Annotated in this window: 18 protein-coding genes and 1 pseudogene; 10 read left to right on the forward strand and 9 right to left on the reverse strand. The window is 60.7% G+C overall.

All coding sequences use genetic code 11. The annotated features are described in order from the left end of the window. Positions 1-1,152, forward strand: coding sequence for an acyl-CoA dehydrogenase family protein (locus tag ACYZT4_RS07480; protein WP_461986553.1), 1,152 nt, complete (start codon positions 1-3; stop codon positions 1,150-1,152). Between the two features lie 26 nt (positions 1,153-1,178). Further along, positions 1,179-1,259, forward strand: a pseudogene (locus tag ACYZT4_RS07485) (outer membrane lipoprotein carrier protein LolA); the annotation flags it as partial. Between the two features lie 59 nt (positions 1,260-1,318). Here ACYZT4_RS07485 and ACYZT4_RS07490 read toward each other — a convergent pair. The 6 genes from ACYZT4_RS07490 to ACYZT4_RS07515 all read right to left on the reverse strand — a co-directional run bounded on the left by ACYZT4_RS07490 (position 1,319) and on the right by ACYZT4_RS07515 (position 8,214). Beyond that, the gene (locus ACYZT4_RS07490; protein WP_461986555.1) at positions 1,319-2,092 is read right to left on the reverse strand and encodes an enoyl-CoA hydratase; all 774 of its coding nucleotides are present in this window, start codon (positions 2,090-2,092) and stop codon (positions 1,319-1,321) included. 13 nt (positions 2,093-2,105) lie between these two features. After that, positions 2,106-3,233: an acyl-CoA dehydrogenase gene (locus ACYZT4_RS07495; protein ID WP_461986557.1), complete on the reverse strand. Its 1,128-nt coding sequence runs from the start codon at positions 3,231-3,233 to the stop codon at positions 2,106-2,108. Between the two features lie 50 nt (positions 3,234-3,283). After that, entirely contained in the window at positions 3,284-4,477 is a 1,194-nt protein-coding gene (locus ACYZT4_RS07500; protein WP_461986559.1) for an acetyl-CoA C-acyltransferase, read from the reverse strand. Between the two features lie 12 nt (positions 4,478-4,489). Beyond that, on the reverse strand, positions 4,490-5,251 hold the full coding sequence (locus ACYZT4_RS07505; protein ID WP_461988591.1) for an SDR family NAD(P)-dependent oxidoreductase: 762 nt from the start codon (positions 5,249-5,251) through the stop codon (positions 4,490-4,492). A gap of 16 nt (positions 5,252-5,267) precedes the next feature. Continuing rightward, on the reverse strand, positions 5,268-6,932 hold the full coding sequence (locus tag ACYZT4_RS07510; RefSeq protein ID WP_461986561.1) for an AMP-binding protein: 1,665 nt from the start codon (positions 6,930-6,932) through the stop codon (positions 5,268-5,270). 265 nt (positions 6,933-7,197) lie between these two features. Next, on the reverse strand, positions 7,198-8,214 hold the full coding sequence (locus ACYZT4_RS07515) for an AraC family transcriptional regulator (protein WP_461986563.1): 1,017 nt from the start codon (positions 8,212-8,214) through the stop codon (positions 7,198-7,200). Positions 8,215-8,401: 187 nt separating this feature from the next. On the opposite strand from ACYZT4_RS07515, the gene efeU reads away from it, so the two are divergent. From efeU to efeO (ACYZT4_RS07535), 4 genes are all read left to right on the forward strand, one after another. Next, complete coding sequence (gene efeU / locus ACYZT4_RS07520; protein WP_461986565.1) at positions 8,402-9,256, forward strand: iron uptake transporter permease EfeU; 855 nt, start codon at positions 8,402-8,404, stop codon at positions 9,254-9,256. Positions 9,257-9,446: 190 nt separating this feature from the next. Continuing rightward, positions 9,447-10,571, forward strand: coding sequence for an iron uptake system protein EfeO (efeO, locus tag ACYZT4_RS07525; protein WP_461988593.1), 1,125 nt, complete (start codon positions 9,447-9,449; stop codon positions 10,569-10,571). A gap of 18 nt (positions 10,572-10,589) precedes the next feature. After that, complete coding sequence (efeB, locus tag ACYZT4_RS07530; protein WP_461986567.1) at positions 10,590-11,888, forward strand: iron uptake transporter deferrochelatase/peroxidase subunit; 1,299 nt, start codon at positions 10,590-10,592, stop codon at positions 11,886-11,888. Between the two features lie 24 nt (positions 11,889-11,912). Beyond that, positions 11,913-12,737 carry an iron uptake system protein EfeO gene (efeO, locus tag ACYZT4_RS07535; RefSeq protein WP_461986569.1) on the forward strand — a complete coding sequence of 275 codons (825 nt, stop codon included), beginning with the start codon at positions 11,913-11,915 and terminating at the stop codon, positions 12,735-12,737. A gap of 125 nt (positions 12,738-12,862) precedes the next feature. Here the strand turns inward: efeO (ACYZT4_RS07535) and pssA are convergent, their stop codons facing one another. Then, the gene (gene pssA, locus ACYZT4_RS07540) at positions 12,863-14,206 is read right to left on the reverse strand and encodes a CDP-diacylglycerol--serine O-phosphatidyltransferase (RefSeq protein ID WP_461986571.1); all 1,344 of its coding nucleotides are present in this window, start codon (positions 14,204-14,206) and stop codon (positions 12,863-12,865) included. Between the two features lie 217 nt (positions 14,207-14,423). On the opposite strand from pssA, the gene ACYZT4_RS07545 reads away from it, so the two are divergent. From ACYZT4_RS07545 to ACYZT4_RS07555, 3 genes are all read left to right on the forward strand, one after another. Then, the gene (locus tag ACYZT4_RS07545; RefSeq protein ID WP_461988594.1) at positions 14,424-14,987 is read left to right on the forward strand and encodes a TetR/AcrR family transcriptional regulator; all 564 of its coding nucleotides are present in this window, start codon (positions 14,424-14,426) and stop codon (positions 14,985-14,987) included. A 56-nt stretch (positions 14,988-15,043) separates the two neighbouring features. Further along, the gene (locus ACYZT4_RS07550; RefSeq protein WP_461986573.1) at positions 15,044-15,520 is read left to right on the forward strand and encodes a nuclear transport factor 2 family protein; all 477 of its coding nucleotides are present in this window, start codon (positions 15,044-15,046) and stop codon (positions 15,518-15,520) included. 244 nt (positions 15,521-15,764) lie between these two features. After that, the gene (locus ACYZT4_RS07555) at positions 15,765-16,544 is read left to right on the forward strand and encodes a TSUP family transporter (protein ID WP_461986575.1); all 780 of its coding nucleotides are present in this window, start codon (positions 15,765-15,767) and stop codon (positions 16,542-16,544) included. Here ACYZT4_RS07555 and nudC read toward each other — a convergent pair. Both nudC and ACYZT4_RS07565 read right to left on the reverse strand, forming a co-directional pair. Continuing rightward, the gene (gene nudC / locus ACYZT4_RS07560; RefSeq protein ID WP_461986577.1) at positions 16,512-17,342 is read right to left on the reverse strand and encodes an NAD(+) diphosphatase; all 831 of its coding nucleotides are present in this window, start codon (positions 17,340-17,342) and stop codon (positions 16,512-16,514) included. The genes ACYZT4_RS07555 and nudC overlap by 33 nt on opposite strands. Positions 17,343-17,348: 6 nt before the next feature. Then, positions 17,349-18,161 (reverse strand): crotonase/enoyl-CoA hydratase family protein, encoded by an 813-nt coding sequence (locus ACYZT4_RS07565; protein WP_461986579.1) that lies wholly within the window; start codon positions 18,159-18,161, stop codon positions 17,349-17,351. Between the two features lie 553 nt (positions 18,162-18,714). On the opposite strand from ACYZT4_RS07565, the gene glgA reads away from it, so the two are divergent. Next, positions 18,715-20,301, forward strand: a complete 1,587-nt coding sequence (gene glgA, locus ACYZT4_RS07570) for a glycogen synthase GlgA (RefSeq protein ID WP_461986581.1) — start codon at positions 18,715-18,717, stop codon at positions 20,299-20,301. The last annotated feature ends 6 nt before the right edge of the window (positions 20,302-20,307 follow it).

Below are 20,307 nucleotides of genomic sequence, written 5' to 3' on the forward strand. Positions count from 1 at the left end.
ATGCACGATATCGAATTGAGTGAAGAGCAAGTCATGATCCGCGACATGGCCCGGGACTTTGCCCGTGGCGAAATCGCGCCCCACGCGCAAGCCTGGGAGAAGGCCGGCTGGATCGACGACGGTCTGGTGGCGAAGATGGGCGAACTCGGCCTGTTGGGCATGGTGGTGCCGGAAGAATGGGGCGGCACCTACGTCGATTACGTCGCCTATGCCCTCGCTGTGGAAGAAATCTCCGCTGGCGACGGCGCCACCGGCGCGCTGATGAGCATCCACAATTCCGTGGGTTGCGGGCCGGTGTTGAACTACGGCACTGACGAACAGAAACAGACCTGGTTGCCGGATCTGGCGAGCGGCCAGGCCATCGGCTGCTTCTGCCTGACCGAACCGCAAGCGGGTTCCGAGGCACATAACCTGCGCACCCGCGCCGAATTGCGCGACGGCCAATGGGTGATCAACGGCGCCAAGCAATTTGTCAGCAACGGCAAACGGGCGAAACTGGCGATTGTGTTTGCGGTGACTGATCCGGATTTGGGCAAGCGCGGCATTTCGGCGTTCCTGGTGCCCACCGACACCGCCGGTTTCATCGTCGACCGTACCGAACACAAAATGGGCATCCGCGCCTCTGATACCTGCGCGGTGACCCTGAGCAACTGCACCCTTCCTGAAGCCAATCTGCTTGGCGAACGCGGCAAGGGCCTGGCGATTGCCCTGTCCAACCTCGAAGGCGGACGCATCGGCATTGCGGCGCAGGCGCTGGGCATCGCCCGTGCGGCGTTTGAAGCGGCGCTGGCTTACGCCCGCGATCGCGTGCAGTTCGGCAAGCCGATCATCGAGCACCAGAGCATTGCCAACATGCTGGCGGACATGCACATGCAACTCAACGCCGCACGGCTGATGATCCTGCATGCCGCACGGCTGCGCAGCGCGGGCAAGCCGTGTCTGTCAGAGGCCTCGCAGGCCAAGCTGTTTGCATCGGAAATGGCTGAGAAGGTCTGCTCGTCAGCGTTGCAGATTCACGGCGGGTACGGGTACCTGGAGGATTACCCGGTGGAGCGTTACTACCGGGATGCGCGGATTACGCAGATATATGAAGGGTCGAGCGAGATTCAGCGGATGGTCATCGCCCGCGAACTGAAAAATTATCTGGTTTAAACCTTGTAGGAGCGAGCTTGCTCGCGATGGTGGTCCACGATGACGCGGGAAACCTGAAACACCGCGGTGCTCTCAGGTTTTTCGCGAGCAGGCTCGCTCCTACACTTGGAATGCGTTCCAGTGTGGGAGCGAGCCTGCTCGCGAAGGCGCCATTGAAAACGCTACATCACTTACCGACGAACTCGGCGTCACGCTTGGCAATAAACGCCGCCATCCCTTCCTTCTGATCCTGCGTCGCAAACGCCGCATGGAACACCCGGCGTTCAAAACGCACGCCTTCCTGCAGGCTTACCTCGAACGCGCGGTTCACGCTTTCCTTGACCATCATCGCAATCGGCAACGACTTCCTGGCGATCAGCGCTGCGACTTTCAGCGCTTCTTCCAGCAATTCATCCGCCGGCACGATCCGCGCGACGATCCCGCAACGCTCCGCTTCCACCGCATCGATCAAACGACCGCTCAAGCACATTTCCATGGCTTTGGCTTTGCCGACGGCGCGGGTCAGGCGCTGGGTGCCACCCATGCCCGGCAATACGCCGAGGTTGATTTCCGGCTGGCCGAACCGGGCATTGTCGCCGGCCAGGATAAAATCGCACATCAGCGCCAGTTCGCAACCACCGCCCAGGGCAAAACCGTTGACCGCGGCAATGATCGGCTTGCGGCGGTTGGCCACGCGATCACTGTCGCTGAACAGATCGTCCAGGTAGATCTGCGGGTAGGTCAGCTCGGCCATTTCCTTGATGTCGGCACCGGCGGCGAAGGCTTTTTTCGAGCCGGTCAGCACGATGCAACCGATGTTCGAATCGGCTTCCAGGCCATCAAGCGCGTGATTCAGTTCGCTGACGAGCTGCGCGTTCAACGCGTTCAGCGCCTGCGGACGGTTCAAGGTGATCAGGCCGACACGGCCATGGGTTTCCAGCAAAATCGTTTCGTAACTCACAATGGACTCCTTCTTAAAGACTGCGCGAAATGACCATGCGCTGAATATCACTGGTGCCTTCGTAGATCTGGCAGACCCGCACGTCGCGGTAGATACGCTCCAGGGGGAAGTCGTTCAGGTAACCGTAACCGCCGAGGGTTTGCAAGGCGGCGGAGCAGACCTTTTCAGCCATTTCCGAGGCGAACAACTTGGCCATCGAGGCTTCGACCAAGGCCGGTTTGCCGCTGTCACGCAATGCCGCTGCGTAATGCACCATCTGCCGTGCGACGGCGATCTGGGTCGCCATGTCCGCGAGGCGGAATGCGACGGCCTGGTGTTCGATGATCGGCTTGCCGAAACTCTCGCGTTCACGGGCGTAATCCCGCGCCGCTTCGAATGCGGCACGGGCCATGCCGACGGCCTGCGAGGCAATGCCCACGCGTCCGCCTTCGAGGTTGGCCAGGGCAATTCGGTAGCCTTCACCCTCCTCGCCCAATCGGTTGGCGACCGGCACTTTGACGTCTTCGAACAGAATCTGACAGGTGTCGGACGCGTGCTGGCCGAGCTTGTCTTCGACGCGGGCGACTTTGTAGCCCGGCGAATCAGTGGGCACGATCAGTGCGGTGATCCCGCGTTTGCCGGCGCTCGGGTCGGTCACCGCAAACACGATGACCACCCCGGCGTTCTGCCCGGACGTGATGAACTGCTTGCAACCGTTCAGCACGTAGTGATCGCCTTCCAGACGTGCACGGGTTTTCAGGCCGCTGGCGTCCGAACCGGCCTGGGGTTCGGTCAACGCGAATGCGCCGAGCATCGCACCGCTGGCCAAGGGTTTGAGGAAGCGTTCTTTCTGATCGTCGTTGCCGTAGTTGAGGATCGGTACGCAACCGACCGAGTTGTGCACGCTCATGATCGTCGAGCAGGCGCCGTCGCCGGCGGCGATCTCTTCCAGGGCCATGGCGTAGGCCAGGTAACCGGTCTCGCAACCGCCCCACTGTTCCGGCACCAACATGCCGAAGAAGCCCAGCTCGGCCATTTCACCGATGGCTTCCTTGGGGAAACGATGTTCGCGGTCCCACTCGGCGGCAAACGGCTTCAGCCGTTCCTGAGCAAACTGCCGGGCGGCTTCGCTGATCTGCAGTTGTTCGTCATTGGGAATCATGGCAAATCCTTAATTTGTTCAATCCGCTCCCACAGGTATCGGTGGCGTTTTCAATATAGGCATTCAACGGCCATTGCCGTGGCTTCGCCGCCGCCGATGCAGATCGCTGCGACGCCGCGTTTCAGGCCTTTCTGGCGCAGGGCCGAGAGCAGGGTCACGAGGATTCGCGCGCCGGACGCACCGATCGGGTGACCGAGGGCACAGGCGCCGCCATGGACGTTGATCTTCTCGTGGGGGATTTCCAGTTGGGTCATGGTCACCAGGCTGACGACGGCGAAGGCTTCGTTGACTTCCACCAGATCGACCTGCTCCAGCGACCAGCCGGTTTTCTTCAGCAACTTCTTGATTGCGCCCACCGGTGCCACCGGGAACAGGGCCGGAGTGTCGGCGAACGCCGCATGGCCATGAATCACCGCCAGCGCTTTCAAACCACGCTTTTCTGCTTCGGAACGGCGCATCAGCACCAGGGCCGCCGCGCCATCGGAAATCGAACTGGAGTTCGCTGCCGTCACCGTGCCGCCTTCGCGGAACGCCGGTTTCAACGAAGCGATCTTGTCCAGTCTGGCTTTCGGTGGCTGTTCGTCGGTGCTGATCAGCACCTGATCTTTGCCGACAGTCACGGTCAGCGGCACGATCTCGTCGCGGAAACTGCCGTCCTTGATCGCCTGCTGCGCGCGGGTGGTCGAGGCAATGGCAAATGCGTCCTGGGCTTCACGGGTAAAACCGTTGGTCTCGGCGCAATCCTCGGCGAAGGTGCCCATCAGCCGGCCTTTGTCGTAGGCATCTTCGAGGCCGTCGAGGAACATCGAATCGAGCACTCGCCCGTGGCCCATGCGGTAACCGCTACGGGCGCGGTCCAGCAGGTACGGCGCGTTGGACATGCTTTCCATGCCGCCGGCCACCACCACCTCGGCGCTGCCGGCGACAAGCATGTCGTGGGCCAAAATGGCCGCTTCCATGCCCGAACCGCACATTTTGTTCAGCGTGGTGCAGCGGGTCGATTTATCCAGCCCGGCACCCAGTGCCGCCTGACGTGCCGGGGCCTGGCCGAGACCGGCGGGCAGCACGCAACCGAACAACACTTCGTCAACCGAGTCGGGCGCCACACCGGCACGTTCGACGGCGGCGCGGATCGCGGCGGCGCCCAGTTGCGGCGCGGTCAGGCTTTTCAGTTCGCCCTGGAAACCACCCATCGGGGTGCGGACGGCGCTGACGATAACAATGGGATCGTTGGAAAGGCTCATGACAAATCCTCCTTACTTGGCGGCCATGCGCAAGGCGCCGTCGAGACGGATCACCTCGCCATTGAGCATGCTGTTTTCAATGATGTGTCGGACCAGTTGCGCGTACTCGGCCGGTTTGCCCAGGCGCGGCGGGAATGGCACGCCGGCGGCCAGGGATGCGCGGACTTCCGGGGTCATGCCGGCCATCATCGGCGTTTCGAAAATGCCCGGGGCGATGGTCATCACGCGGATGCCAAAGCGCGCCAGTTCGCGGGCGGCGGGCAAGGTCAGGCTGACAATCGCACCTTTCGACGCCGCGTAGGCGGCCTGACCGATCTGGCCGTCGTAGGCCGCAGCCGATGCGGTGTTGATGATCACCCCGCGTTCACCATCGGCATCCGCCTCGGTTTCGGCGATGGCCGCCGAGGCCAGTCGCAGCATGTTGAAGCTGCCGGTCAGGTTGACGTTGATCACCTGGCTGAAACTGGCCAGAGCGTGGGGACCGTTCTTGCCGAGGATTTTCTCGCCGCGCACGATGCCGGCGCAATTGACCAGACCGTTGAGGCCGCCGAACGCTATGACGGTCGCCTGCACCGCCGCTTCAGCCGCCGCTTCGTTGCTGATGTCGGCCACCACACTTTGCGTACCGAGGCGTGCAGCCTGGGCCGCGAGCGCCTCGGCGTTCAGGTCCACCAACATCACTTTGGCGCCGGCCGCGACCAGCATTTCAGCGGTGGCCGCACCGAGCCCGGACGCACCGCCGGTGACGAGAAAAACCTTGTTTTCGATCTGCATCATTGTTTCCTTGAATTCAAGCTGAAACGTTCTTCGCTGCGGCCTCTTGAGCCTTGGCGATTTCCTGGTTGCGCAAGATAAAGCGCTGCAATTTGCCGCTTGGGGTTTTAGGCAACTCGCTGACAAATTCGATTTCACGCGGGTACGAGTGCGCCGCCAATCGCTTGCGCACGTGTTGGCGCAGCTCTTCGGCCAATTCGGGCGCGGCGCGGTATTGCGCGCTGAGCACCACGAAGGCTTTGACCAGTTCGGTGCGCTCCGGGTCAGGTTTGCCGACCACCGCCACTTCAACCACCGCCGGGTGCTCGATCAACGCGCTTTCGACGTCGAACGGGCCGACGCGATAACCGGAGGTGGTGATCACGTCGTCACTGCGGCCGACGAAACTGATGCTGCCGTCCGGGTTCCACTCGACCGTGTCGCCACTTAAATAATAGTTGCCGACGAAGGCTTTGGTCGGCGCGCCTTCGTAGCCGCCAAACCAGCACATCGGCGACTGGGTGCGGTCGATGGCCAGGATGCCCGGCTGGCCGACGCCGAGTTCCTGATAGTCATCGTCGAGCACCACGATGCGATGGCCCGGCGAGGCGAAACCGGCGGCACCCATGTGGATCGGGTGTTCGAGGCCGTGGTGGTTGCACAGGACCATGCCCAGCTCGGTCTGGCCGTAATGGTCGTGAATCACCACGCCGAGGTTGTCGGCGAACCAGCGGATCACTTCCGGGTTCAGCGGCTCGCCGGCGCTACTGACGATGCGCAGCTTGCCTTTGATCGACTTGGCGAATTCATTGCCACCGGCGATCAACAGGCGATACGCGGTCGGCGAACCCGTGAGGTTAGTGATGTTGTATTTGTTGATCACCCGGCAGGTGCTTTCGAGGGTGAACGGGCCATCGTAAAAGGTGATCGGGTGCCCCAATGACATCGGCCCGGTCACTCCGAAATAAATGCCATAGGCCCAGCCCGGATCGGCGACGTTCCAGAAGGCGTCTTCCGGGCGCAGGTCCACGGCGTCGCGGGTGTAGCTCTGGAACGCGACGATGGCTTTCAGCGGAACGGACAAGGCTTTCGACGGGCCGGTGGTGCCGGACGTGAACATCAGCAGGAACGGGTCTTCGCCGGTCAGCAGCACGGGTTCGCAGTCAGCGGAATAATTGGCCAGTTCGGCCCAGAAACTGAAATCGCCACGAACAATGCCTTGGCCCTTGGCGCCGCCGACGGTGACGATGGTCGGGCAATCGGCGACTTCGGCCAATTTGGCGCGGTTGACCGCGTCGGTGACCACTACTTTGGCGCCGGAGCAGCTCAAGCGGTGTTCGATGGCTTTCGGGCCGAACGCTGTGAACAGCGGCTGATACACCGCGCCGATGCGCCAGGTGGCGAATACGGTGATCAATAATTCGATATTGCGCGGCAACAGGCCGGCGACCTTGTCGCCCTTCTGCACGCCCTGGGCCAGGAGGAAATTGGCGAAGCGCGCGGCTTTGTCCTGCACGTCGCTGAAGGTGTACGTCGCACTAGCGCCGTCGCGGCCTTCCCAAAACAGCGCGATGCGACCTGGCAATGCATGCCGGTCGCAACACTCGACACACGCATTGAGCGCCGTCAGATCGCCCGCCAGCGCGGCGTCGACGGTGTGCTGATAATCGAACTGTGAAGTGGCAGACAAGTAATCGCGCATTGCCAGAATCCCTCTGTATTTTTATTAGGTTGGGGGAACCGTAAAAACCAGGGAAATACTCGCTCTGCGTGGGGTGTGAGGCAATGGTCAAAGCTATCAAGTTATCTGACTGGTTTGGCCAAAACTCAAGAGGTGCGGCGCCTGAGCGGTCGTCATCGCTGGCAAGCCAGGTCCCACAGAATGGGCGTGTTTTCAAATTTGATACATGACCTGTGGGAGCTGGCTTGCCAGCGATAGCGTCGGTGCAATCAACACGGGGTCTGGATCACGTCGCTTCGTTAAGAATCAGACTGCGATAATGCCCCGGATTCGACCCTGACCACTTGCGAAACGCCTTGTAGAACGAACTCGCATCGGCGAAACCCAGCCGCGTGGCGATCTCGGCAAAACTGATGGCGGGCTCGGCGAGCCAGACAATGGCCAATTCCTTGCGCACGCTGTCCTTGAGGCCTTGATAGGTCTGCCCCTCTTCCGCCAGGCGCCGGCGCAAGGTCGAGGCCGACATGCACAGCTTCTGAGCCAGAGGCTCGGTTTCCGGCCAGTGTTCGGCCGGCAAGTGCCGCAAATCCTGCTTGATCCGGCTGGCAAGGCTTTCCGGATCGCGGTACTTCACCAAAATGTTCGCCGGCGCATGGGCCAGGAACCGCGTGAGTTCTTCGGCGCTGCGCTTGATCGGCCAATCGAGGCAATCGGCGGAAAAAATCATCCGCGTGCGTGGCCGGTCGAAGCGCAGGTTTTCGGAAAACATTACCTGATAGTCATCACAAAAATCCGGTGCCGGGCAACGCAGTTCGATGGCGAGGATCGGAATCCGTCGTCCCGCCAGCCAACAAGCCACGCCGTGGACGATCATCCAGTAGGTGAAATAAGTGAAGGCACGGCGCGGGTCCTGATCGTCTTCGAGCAAAACGATTTCCGCCAGGCTTTGCTGACGAACCAACTGCGCCGGCAAGTGTTCGAGCATCAGCGACAGAAAACCCAGCCCCGAGGCCAGGCCGGCGGCCAAGCTCGGCTGCACCATTGAACTGCGGCACAGGAACGCCAGGCTGCCGGACTTGAGCTTGCGCGGGTCCATGCCAAAAAACTCATCGTCACCACGCCGGGCCAGCAGACGCCACAGGCGCGCGTAAGCGGTGGCCGGGACACGGGCGTCGGAGGTTTGCAGCAGCGCTGGGTCGATGCCGACCTTGTTCAATACTTCGTCGGTGGCGGCACCGGGGGCGCAACTTTGCAACAGCGCTTCACGCACCAGTTGAATGGAGATGGTGTCTTTTTCCGACATTGGCGCGGCGGGAGCCCTGTTGTTTGCGTGCCGGCATCTTACCGCACAGGAGCTGGCTCCTACAGGGCACTGAGGTGATGTTGAGGTCGTTCAGCTTAGGTTCAGGTTAATGTCAATGATTGCTATTTGGGAATGAGTGTCATTATGTTACAAATTAGCACCCTATCTGATTCTGACGCGGTGCCGAATGCTCGTTCCCTTTCTGATCATGCTGCGCGAAGGCATTGAAGCAGCGTTGATCGTTGGCATCATCGCCAGTTACCTCAAGCAAACCGGTCGCGGCCAGTGGATGCCCGCCGTGTGGATCGGCGTGTTTCTCGCCGCTGCCCTGGCCCTGTTGGTCGGTGGTGGCCTGGAACTGGTCAGCGCTGAATTCCCGCAGAAACAACAGGAACTGTTTGAAGGCGTGGTCGGCCTGGTGGCGGTTGGCATCCTCAGTTCCATGGTGTTCTGGATGCGCAAGGTCGCACGCTCGATCAAGCATTCGCTGCACGTCTCCCTTGATCACGCGCTGACCGGCTCCAAACATCAGGTCACCGCGCTGATTGCGATGGTGTTTTTCGCCGTCGCCCGGGAAGGCCTGGAAACCGTGTTCTTCCTGCTCGCCGTGTTCCAGCAAAGCGAAGGTCCGGGCGCGCCGATCGGCGCCCTGCTCGGCCTGATCCTCGCAATTATCGTCGGCTTCCTGATCTACAGCGGCAGCATGCGCCTGAACCTTGGCGCGTTCTTCCGCTGGACCGGGCTGTTCATCCTGGTGGTCGCCGCCGGCATTCTTGCCAACTCGGTTCAGGCGCTGCATGAGGCCGGGGTCTGGAATCAACTGCAAACCGTGCTCTTTGACTTCAGCGCCACGCTGCCGATGGACGGCCCGCTGGGCTCGGTGCTGGCGGGCATGTTCGGCTATCAGGACACGCCGACCGTCAGCACCTTGGGTGTGTATCTGATTTACCTGGGGGTGGCGCTGGTGATGTTTTTCCTCCCCGCGCCGGCATCCGCGCCCCCTACCTCCTATAGGAGCGAGCCTGCTCGCGATGGTCGTTAACGATAACGCGTAAAACCTGATGCCCCGTGGCGCCTGTAAGTCTTTCGCGAGCAGGCTCGCTCCTACAAGGGGGTGCGCCGATGCATTTTTTCCAGACAGTAAGGGCCCTCATGCCAAATCAAGCTTCTCCTCAGGCCTCCCCTCCCCTCCCCGCGCCTTGCGCTGGGCGGTGGCCGGTTCGGTGATCGTGATGATTGCCGCCGGCGGCCTGTTCTATTACGCCTCGAAAATGGCGGCCGCCAAGCGCCTGACCCACCATGACGAGGTGCTGGTGACCATTCACCCGCACAGTTGCGAGCCTAATGCGCTGACGGTGCCGGCCGGTCGCGCCAGTTTCCGTATCGTCAACCGCTCGGATCGCGCCGTTGAATGGGAAATCCTCGACGGCGTGCTGGTGATCGAAGAACGGGAAAACATCGCGCCCGGCCTCAGTCAGGTGATCAACGCCAACCTGCTGCCCGGCGATTACGCGATCACCTGCGGCCTGCTGAGCAACCCGCGCGGCACATTGCACGTGACGCCGAACGCCGCGTCCGATGCCGCCGCCAAGGCCAAGCCGTCGATGGTCGCTTTTGTCGGTCCGTTGTCGGAATTCCGCGTCTACCTGAGCAGCCAAAGCAGCGCGCTGATCAAAAGCGTCACCGCCCTGGAGCAAGCCATCGAAGCCGGTGACTTGAGCCAAGCGCAGGCGTTGTACGTTCCGACGCGTAGCGCCTATCAACGCATTGCCCCGGCGGCGCAGCGCCTGGCCGAGCTGGACAACACGATCAACGTCCGCGCCGATTACTTTGAAAAACGCGAACAGGACCCAGACTTCAGCGGTTTTCATCGCCTCGAATACGGCTTGTTCCAGCAACGCAGCCTCGATGGCCTGACACCGGTGGCGCAACGACTGCTGACCGATGTCAGCGCATTGAAACAGGAGCTGCTCGCGCAATCGCTGCCGCCGGAACAACTGGTCAGCATCGTAGTGCGCAACCTCAATAACCTCGGCGACGTGCGCGCCAGCAGCGGTGAAGAGGAGCGCTACAGCCACACCGACCTGAACGGTTTCGCCGGCAACCTCGAAGCCGCGCGCAAAGTGGTCGAGCTGTTGCGTCCGCTGTTGACCAAATCCGCTGCCGATTTGCTGCCGGGCATCGACAGCGCCTTCGCCAGCCTTGATTCCGAGCTCAACGGTTTCAAGGTCAACGATGGCTACGCCAGTTACGACACGGTCAGCGCCGAACAGCGCAAACAGATCGCCGACAAGGCCAAGGCACTGGCCGACGCACTCGACGCAATCGATCCCGCCCTTGGCCTTTCCGGCCTGTAAGCAGAAGACGACTTTCAGATGAACGATTCAGAGCAATTCAACCTTCAGCGCCGTCGTGTATTGATGGGCATGGGCGCCGCCGGCGTGGCCCTCGCCGGTTCGGCCTTGAGCTGCCCGGCCATGGCCGCCAGCCCCGCGCAAGTCACCGAAGCACCGAGCAGCGACAAGACCGAAGATCGTCATGATTTCCACGGCCAGCACCAGAGCGGCATCGTCACCCCGCGTCCGGCGTCCGGCATGCTGGTGTCGTTTGATGTGCTGGCCAGCGACCGCGAAGACCTGGAGCGGCTGTTCCGCACGCTCAACGAGCGCATCGCGTTCCTGATGACCGGTGGCCCCGTGACCCAGATCGATCCGAAATTGCCGCCGGTGGATTCGGGAATCCTCGGCCCGGTGGTCACGCCGGACAACCTGACCATCACCGTGTCGGTGGGCGAATCGCTGTTCGACGAGCGCTTCGGCCTCGCCGCTGCCAAGCCGAAACGCCTGATGCGCATGATCGGTTTCCCCAACGATGCGCTGGAGGCCGATTGCTGCCATGGCGACCTGAGCCTGCAGTTCTGCGCCAACACCATCGACACCAACATCCACGCCCTGCGCGACATCGTGAAAAACCTGCCGGACTTGCTGCTGGTGCGCTGGAAACAGGAAGGCAGCGTGCCGGCCCAGGCTCCGTTAAAACCCGGGGTCCCGCCGCAGAGCGCACGCAATTTCCTGGGTTTTCGCGACGGCTCGGCCAACCCCGATTCCAACAATGCCAAGACCATGGGCAGCATCGTCTGGGTGCAGCCCGGCAGTGATGAACCGGCGTGGGCGGCGAATGGTAGCTATCAGGCGGTGCGGATCATCCGCAACTTCGTCGAGCGCTGGGACCGCACGCCGTTGCAGGAACAGGAAAGCATTCTCGGCCGAGTCAAAAGTACCGGCGCGCCGATGGGCGGCGCCCATGAAACCGAAGTGCCGGATTACGCGAAAGACCCGGAAGGCAAACTGACCAAACTCGATGCGCACATCCGCCTGGCCAACCCGCGCACGGTCGCGAGCCAGGCCAATCTGATCCTGCGCCGGCCGTTCAACTACTCCAACGGCGTGAACAAGAACGGCCAGCTGGACATGGGATTGCTGTTCATCTGCTACCAGGCCGACCTGGAAAAAGGCTTTATCACCGTACAAACCCGACTCAACGGCGAACCGCTCGAGGAGTACCTCAAGCCGGTTGGCGGCGGGTACTTTTTCACGCTGCCGGGTGTCACGGGCGATCAGGATTTCATCGGACGCTCGCTGCTCAACGCCACACCGCCAAAAACAACGACCTGAATAACCCCCACACGGAACCGTCCCATGAAAAAGCCGCCACTCGCGTTACTGCTGACCCTTGGTTTGCTCAACACCCCGTTTTCGGCTTTCGCGGCGACGGCGCCGCTGGAACTGGTTGGGCCGATCTCGGACTACAAAATCTACGTCACCGAGCAACTGGACGAGCTGGCCAGCCACACGCAGAAATTCACCGCCGCCGTGAAGAAAGGTGACGTGGCCACCGCGCAAAAGCTCTACGCGCCGACCCGGGTTTACTACGAGTCGATCGAACCGATTGCCGAGCTGTTCAGTGACCTCGACGCGTCCATCGACTCCCGTGTCGACGACCATGAAAAAGGCGTGAAAGCGCAAGACTTCACCGGTTTCCACCGCATCGAATACACGCTGTTTACTGAGAAAACCACCCAGGGCCTCGGCGAGTTGGCCGACGGTCTGGACAAAGATGTCAAGGACCTGCAAACCCGCGTGGCCGGCCTGACCTTCCCGCCTGAGAAAGTGGTAGGCGGTGCGGCTGCGTTGCTGGAAGAAGTGGCAGCGACCAAGATCTCCGGCGAAGAAGATCGCTACAGCCACACCGACCTGTATGACTTCCAGGGCAACATTGACGGCGCGAAGAAAATCGTCGATCTGTTCCGTCCGCAAATCGAGAAACAGGACCCAGCGTTCATTGCCAAGGTCGACAAAAATTTCGCCACGGTGGACAAGACTTTGGCCAAGTACAAAACCAGGGATGGCGGTTTTGAGACCTATGACAAGGTGAAAGACAGCGACCGTAAAGCGTTGGTCGGACCGGTGAATACCTTGGCTGAGGATCTGTCGACTTTGCGTGGAAAGCTCGGTCTTAACTGAAGTCTTTGTAGCGTTTAGGCGGGCCCCTTCGCGAGCAGGCTCGCTCCCACAGGTTGGAATGCATTCCAATGTAGGAGCGAGCCTGCTCGCGATGGCATTTTCAGGCGCGACTTTGCCTCCCGGCCTTACAAAATACGGTAAAGCAACCGCTCAATCCGCACTCGGCTCACACGCTTGAGGAACTTGGCCACACCGGCCGGGTAATCCGGCAAGGTTTGCAGATCCTGATAGCGCTCAATGCGCGTGGTGTGCTGGAAAATCTCTGCCAGTTCACTGCGACGCGGTTCCAGTAATTCCCCTTTCGGATCATCGATCAGCAGCGCGTTTTCCAGATCGAGGCGGAACGCGCGTGGGTTGAGGTTGTTGCCGGTCAGCAAGGTGTAGCGCTGATCGATCCACATGCCTTTAAGGTGATAGGTGTTGTCGCCGTCCTTCCACAGGTGCAGGTTCAACTGCCCGCTTTCGACGTTGCGCTGATGCCGTTTGGCAAAGCGCCGCAGGCTGATCTCATAGAGATACGGCAGCGCCGCGATCACTTTGAACGGCTCGCTCGGCGGGATGTAGAAATCGTTGGCGGTTTTGTCCCCTACCACAATGTCGATCTTCACCCCACGGGCCAGCGCCCGGTTGATTTCCCGTGTCACGGCCAGCGGCAGGTTGAAGTAAGGCGTGCAGATCGTCAGTTGATGCTGGGCGCTGGCGATCAGCTCGCAGATCACCCGGCTCAGCGAGTTGTTCTTGCCGACACCGAGCAATGGACTGACCGACAAACCGCTTTTATCGGTGGTGCCGGTGGTGGTGTCGTAGGCCGCGTGTTTCAAGCGGCTGCGCAGGTCGCCGATGTCGTTGCGCAGGCTGCGGGTGGTTGGCAGGTTCGGCAGATCGAGGCGATGCACCGCTTTCGAGGCGACCAGACCGTGCTGCACCAAGTGTTGCATCGAATCGGCCAGGGCACGGTTGTGCAGAAGGTGATAACGGTCGTAGCGGTATTTGTCGAATTTGTGCAGGTAGACGTTGTTGAGGCTCGCGCCGCTGTAGATCACGCAGTCATCGATCACGAAACCTTTCAAATGCAGCACACCGAATAACTCGCGGGTCTGCACTGGCACGCCGTACACCGGGACCTCGCTTGCGTGGGTGCGGGTGGTTTCCTGATACCACGCCGAGTTGCCCGGCTGCTTGCCGGCACCGATCAAGCCACGCTGGGCGCGCAGCCAGTCGACGACCACCACCACGTCCAGTTGCGGACGGGCCAGTTTGGCGGCATGCAAGGCATCGAGGATTTCCTGCCCGGCTTCATCCTGTTGCAGGTACAGCGCGACGATGTAGATGCGCTGGGTCGCCGTGGCAATTTTTTCCAGCAGGCAACGACGGAACTCGGCAGCGCCGGAAAGGAGGGTGACGGCATCGGCGGTCAGCGGGAAACTGCGCAATTTGGGCAGCAGGGAGCGTTTGAAAAGCGACGGCATAGGGCTCGCAAATGGGTCGAATCCGAAGAACCCGAGAGCTTACACCATCGCTTGGTTCGGGTCTTGTGGGTGTCAGTCCTGACGCCATCGCTGGCACGCCAGCGCCGAGAGGGGAACGCGGTCAAACTGTAGGAACTGGCTGGCCAGCGATGGCGACTTCATGGGCATCACAAAATATCATTTGACCAAGAAGAACGATCGTTCTACTGTTCGCGACATGAACGAAATCATGCGCTACGACACCCGCGACATCATCCTGGATGTCACCGAAAAATTAATCTACAAAAGTGGCATCGCCGCCACCGGCATGGAGCTCCTGGTGAAAACCGCCGGCGTCTCCAGGAAAAGTATCTACCGCTACTTCGCCAACAAGGAGGAGCTGACTGTCGCCGCCCTGCAACGACGCGACGAGCGCTGGATGCACTGGTACAGAAGCGCCGTCGATCAGGCCGAAACCCCGGCTGACCGGCTGCTCAACCTGTTCACCGTACTCAGGGCCTGGTTCGACTCCGAAGGCTTCCGTGGTTGCGCCTTCATCAACACCAGCGGGGAAACCGGCGCCCCCCTAGACCCGGTACGCCTGGTCGCTAAAGAACATAAGCAGAAGCTGCTCGACTACGTGCAAGAGCTCTGCACCGAACATGGCGCCAACGATCCGCAGACGCTGGCCAGACAGCTGCTGATCCTGATCGACGGGGCCATTACCGTGGCGTTTGTCATGGGTGATCACAGTGCCGCCGATAATGCGCAATGCATGGCGCGTAAGTTATTGGACCTGTAGCACTTTAACCAAGCCCGATTATTTGCTTGAACGTGAAATCGAGAGGGAGACTGAATATGTCTAACGCTGAAGTTCGTCCGCCATTGCCACCCTTTACCCGTGAATCCGCCATCGAAAAAATTCGCCTGGCCGAAGACGGCTGGAACTCGCGGGATCCGGCGCGGGTTTCACTGGCCTACACGCTGGACACCCAATGGCGTAACCGCGCCGAATTTGCCAACAACCGTGAGGAAGCCAAAGGTTTTCTCACGCGCAAGTGGGCCAAGGAACTGGACTATCGCCTGATCAAGGAGCTCTGGGCCTTCACCGATAACCGCATCGCCGTGCGGTACGCCTATGAATGGCACGACGATTCGGGCAACTGGTTCCGTTCCTACGGCAACGAAAACTGGGAGTTCGACGAGAACGGCTTGATGGCCAACCGGTTCGCCTGCATCAACGACCTGCCGATCAAGGAAAGCGAGCGCAAGTTCCACTGGCCGCTGGGGCGTCGCCCGGATGATCATCCGGGGTTGTCGGATCTCGGTCTGTAAGCCAACCCGCTAACCGAAAACCGAAAACCGATCCCCCGTAGGAGCCGGCTTGCCGGCGATGGCTACCTCACAGGCGACATCGTCGTTGAATGTCAGGACGCCATCGCGGGCAAGTCAGCTCCCACAGTAATCTGTGGCGTGCCTGGACAATTTGCTGCTGTGCTGTTGGCCACGCGACAGTTCAACCCCCAAGTTAGGTAAGATGTCGGCCCTCCTTGTGCTCCCTGCAGAATAAGCCGATTCCATGCCTTTCGAACTCAGCGTTGACCTCACCACCCTGGCCATCCTGGCCGTTGTCGCCTTCATTGCCGGTTTCATCGACGCCATTGCCGGCGGCGGTGGCCTGTTGACCACTCCGGCGCTGCTGACCGCCGGCCTGCCACCGCATCTGGTGCTGGGCACCAACAAGCTCAGTTCGACTTTCGGCTCGGCCACCGCGAGTTTCACCTTCTACCGCCGCAAGCTGTTCCATCCGCGGCAATGGGTGCACGCCATCGTCGGCACGCTGGTCGGGGCGTTGACCGGTGCCGTGGTTGCGCATTACCTGCCCGCCGAATGGCTGAACAAAATGCTCCCGGTGATCGTATTTGCCTGCGGTGTCTATCTATTGTTCGGCGGCACGCCAAAAGCGCCGCTGGACAGCAACGCCCCGATCAAGAAAAAGTGGCAATCGACCCAAGGCTTCAGCCTCGGTTTCTATGACGGCGTGGCCGGTCCCGGCACGGGCGCGTTCTGGACTGTCAGCAGCCTGCTGATGTACCCCATCGACCTGGTGAAGGCCAGCGGCGTGGCGCGCAGCATGAACTTTGTCAGCAACATTGCGGCGCTGTCGGTGTTTGTATTTTCCGGGCAAGTGGACTGGATCATCGGCCTGAGCATGGGCCTGTCGGTGATGGTCGGGGCGTTCTTCGGTGCACGCTCCGCCATCAGCGGCGGAGCCAAATTCATTCGCCCGGTGTTCATCACCGTGGTGCTGGGCTTGACCGTGCGGTTAGCCTGGCAACACTGGTTCAGCGCGGCCTAGGCGCTGCGCCACATAAACGTCGATCAGGTAACGGGCAATCGAGCGGGACGCCGGCAACGGCGGCAGCTCGTGCACGTTGAACCACTGGGCGTCCTCGATTTCGTCTTCCTGGCAGACAATCTCGCCCCCGGCGTACTCGGCGTGAAATCCCAGCATCATTGAGTGCGGGAACGGCCAGCATTGGCTGCCCAGGTACTGGATGTTCTTCACCTCGATCTGCACCTCTTCACGAACCTCGCGAATCAGGCACTCTTCAGCGGACTCGCCCGGCTCGGCGAACCCCGCCAGCGTGCTGTAGACCCCGCTGACAAACCGCGGTGAGCGCGCCAGCAGGATCTCATCGCCCCGGGTGATCAGCACGATCATGCTCGGCGAAATGCGCGGATAAAAGCGCAAGTTGCACGGTTCGCAGTACATCCCCCGCTCGCCCGGCACCTGATGGGTCGCCTGCCCGCAGTTGCCGCAGAAGCGATGCTCGCGAGCCCAGGTGCCGATCTGCGCGGCATAGCCAAGCACTCTGTAGATAACCGGGTCGCCCTCGAGCATAAAGGCCCGTAGTCCCTTCCAGTTGCAGCCAGCGACTTCGCTGTGACCGTGCAGCTCCATCAGATACACCGGTTCACCGTCGAGATGGCCGATGCCATGTTCGGCGAGCACCGACAGGTCCTGACGCTTGAGCCATTCGCGCGGGAACAGCGCGCCATTGTCATCGAACAGAAAACCTTCGGGGCTGCGCGCAACGGCCCAGCCGCCCGGTTGATCGGTGTCCAGTACTGCGGTGGTCCAGCGTGAAGTCATTTTCAATCAATCCAGAAATTCGGGTTTCTGTTTGCTCATATGGGCAGCCATGGCCACGCGCAAATCGGTGGATTGCAGCATGGCGGCGTTCCAGGTGGCGACGTATTCGAGGCCGTCGTCGATGCGATGGTCGCGCATGTAGCTGATCATCTCCTTGGTGCCGGTGATCGCGATCGGTGACTTGCTGGCGATATCCAGGGCGATGCCCATGACGCCGTCGAGCAGGCTGGCGGCGTCGCTGTAGACGCGATTGACCAGGCCGATGCTGCGCGCTTCGTCGGCGCCAAACGCGCGACCAGTGTAAGCCAGTTCGCGCAGCATGCCGTCACCGATGATCCGCGGCAAGCGTTGCAAGGTGCCCACATCGGCGGCCATGCCGATGTCGATTTCCTTGATCGAGAATTGCGCGTCTTCTGCGGCGTAGCGCATGTCGCACGCGGCAATCAAGTCAATTGCGCCGCCCAGGCAATAACCCTGGATCGCGGCAAGTACCGGTTTGCGGCAGTTATCGACGGCATTGAACGATGCTTGCAGCGCGAGAATCTTGCGTCGCAACAGGCGCGCGTTGCGGCCCACGTCCTTGCCCAGTTCGTTCGCTACGCCCGCCAGCATCATGAGATCGATGCCGGAAGAGAAATGTTTGCCGGCGCCACTCAGCACCACCACGCGCACTTCGTCGGTGTCGTCGATCCACTGGAAAATCTCGATGATCTCGCTCCAGAACGCGGCGTTCATCGAATTTATTTTCTCCGGACGATTGATTTGCACATGGGCGATCTTATCGGCCAGTTCGACGGTGAACGCAGTGTATTGAGACATGGCAGTGATCCTTGACCGGGCAAAAATGAGGTTTGAACTATAACAAGGCAGGCCGTCGCGCAGTAAGGCAGCGGTTCGGCCAAATGCGGGACTCATGAGCGCACCAACACGGTGCGACACAGCCGGAGCACACGCATAAACACGTGACGGGTCAGTGACATTTTGGGGCTCAATCATAAAAAAACCCGCACTTCGTCGGGGCGTTTCATGACCAATCAGGCACGTCCGTACCGCTTTGGACCGATTGTCGAACAATTTTGCTATCTGCCCTTCACCGCTCTAAGTTCTGGCCTAGACTCATTTTCGCGGGGCAAAACCGGTCGGTCAGAATGTGCAAAGAAAATCGAAACTTTTGCCGTTTGGGGTCGGTCCTCTGAAAGGTAAGTGCGTTGCGACTGGTTCAATCCTTGCAGCGAACACTCCAGCCAATTTGCTTAAACGCATGGGCAGCCATTGCTTGTCGATGCGTCGCGCGTTTGCGCCCGGCCACAGGATTTGGCCTCGAAACACCGTTTACAGACCGAGAACTAGATCAACAACACGGGAGATACACATGATCAGTACGGCTTTAGATATTCAGGGAGAACGTGCTCATCAGCAGGTAGGCGAAACGAGCGCCGTGAGCGCGCCAAGTGCCCAATCGATCAGCGTTCCGGGTACCAAGACGCTGACGCCGGTGGCCCATCGGAATCCGAATCGCAAGAAAGTTCTGTTCGTGACCTCGGAAATGGCTGACCTGGTGAAGACCGGCGGCCTGGGCGACGTTTCTGCGGCGCTGCCACGGGCCATGGCGCACTTGCACGATGTGCGGGTGTTGATCCCTGGTTACCCGCAGGTGTTGCACAGCGAAAACCCGATTCACATTATTGGCGAACTGGGTGGGCACGCTGCTTTGCCGCCCTGCAAGATCGGGCGCATGGACATGCCCGACGGTCTGGTTATTTACGTGTTGATCTGCCCTGAACTCTACGAGCGCGAAGGTTCGCCCTACGGCGCGAATAATGGCCGCGACTGGCCGGACAACCATATTCGCTTCGCCCGCCTGGGCCTGGCCGCTGCCGATATTGCCGCCAATCTCGCACAAATCCACTGGTGCCCGGACCTGGTACACGCTCACGACTGGCCTGCCGGCCTGGCGCCAGCCTATATGCATTGGCGTGGTCAGCGCACCCCGACGCTGTTCACCATTCACAACCTCGCTTATCAAGGCGTGACCAGCCTGGGCTCGTGCCCGGAGCTGGGCATTCCCAACCATGCCCTGCAACAGGAAGGCATGGAGTTTTACGGCAAGATGTCGTTTCTCAAGGCTGGCATGGCCTATTCGAGCCACATCACCACCGTCAGCGCCACCTATGCGCAGGAAATCACCACGCCGGACTTCGGCTGCGGTCTCGACGGCTTTCTCGCCGCCAAGACCCAGCAAGGCCTGCTCAGTGGCATTCCCAATGGTATCGATGAGAGCTGGGACGCGGCCACCGACCCGCACCTGTTCTGCCCGTTCGCAATCGGCGACTGGGACGGCAAGGCCGTCAACGCCTCTCACGTAAGAGACCTGTTTGGCCTGGAGGATTCCGAGGGCCCGCTGTTTGCCGTGGTCTCGCGACTGGTCTACCAGAAAGGCCTGGACCTGACCGAAGCGGTGTCCGAGTACATCGTGCAGTCCGGTGGCCAGATCGCAATCATTGGTCGCGGCGAACCGGAAGAAGAACAAGCCATGCGCGAGCTGGCCCTGCGTTTCCCGGGGCAGATCGGTGTGCGCATCGGCTTCAACGAAACCGACGCGCGCCGCATGTTTGCCGGCAGTGATTTCCTGTTGATGCCGTCGCGTTACGAGCCTTGCGGCCTGAGCCAGATGTATGCCCAGCGCTTCGGTTCGTTGCCGGTGGCGCGCAATACCGGCGGTCTGGCCGACACCATCGAAAATGGCGTGACCGGTTTTCTGTTCGACGAATCCACCGTGGAGAGTTATCAGGAAGCGCTGAGCCGCGCGTTTAAAGTCTTTGCCTATCCCGAATTGCTCAATGCCATGCGTTGCCGGGCCATGGCCGCACCGTTCAACTGGTGCAAGGCCGTCGAACCCTACGCCGAACTTTACGAACAGCTTGTCGCCAAGGCGCTGGGGAAATCCAAACATCAGTAAGGAGTT

It is taken from the genome of Pseudomonas sp. GB2N2 (genome assembly GCF_054897705.1).